General features: G+C 38.6%; 1 protein-coding gene and 1 pseudogene. Both read right to left on the reverse strand.

The annotated features are described in order from the left end of the window. Nucleotides 1-519: pseudogene (locus tag ACFIMU_RS08735) on the reverse strand (hypothetical protein); the annotation flags it as partial. Continuing rightward, nucleotides 516-647, reverse strand: a 132-nt coding sequence (locus tag ACFIMU_RS08740; protein ID WP_375607600.1) for a TrwH protein, incomplete at its 5' end; no start/stop codon positions are given. The pseudogene ACFIMU_RS08735 and the gene ACFIMU_RS08740, both read right to left, overlap by 4 nt.

Raw genomic sequence — 647 nt, forward strand, 5'->3', positions numbered from 1 at the left:
AAAAGGCCCAGAAACTTTGTTTTCGTCCTCTAGTACCTTTTGATATGATTCTCTTGAAAGCTTATCACTCTTATAGAACGATTCTGGTTCTTTGAGAAAAAAACTAGAAAAGTCTATTTGCTTTGGGTTTGTTTTCTGATTCTTTGTTATAGCTTGATAGGCTTTTTCTATTTGTGAAAGTTGTTCCTTTTTTAACGCAAGTTGTTTTTTAAAGAGCTCAATAATTTCCTCTTTTTTTAATAGCTTAATAAGCTCCAGATATTCTGCTGGTAGAGCAGGTGGTGGCGGTGGAGCAGGTGGTGGCGGTGGAGCAGGTGGTGGCGGTGGAGCAGACGATGGGGATTGTGCACATGTCTTTAGGACTCCAGTGCGGTCTATTCCAAATCTGTTCTGTTGATATTGAGCAAATCCCAACGCTAGAAAATTGCATGTATCTGCTTGAGGAGAATCCGATGCATGTGCCAGATTTATCATCCCCAAAAGGGTAATCATTCCTGTTATAATAAATCGCTTTTTCATATATTTGCTCGTTTAATTTCGGCAGGGATTGTTTTATTAATAGGCACACGATTCCTATCATTGGGCTGTTTTAGCTTTGGTGCTAATGCACAAGCCGATAAAAGGTTTGCAATCAAAATTATAAGAAT

This window comes from Bartonella sp. AC70YNML, assembly GCF_042196545.1.
GTDB lineage: Bacteria > Pseudomonadota > Alphaproteobacteria > Rhizobiales > Rhizobiaceae > Bartonella.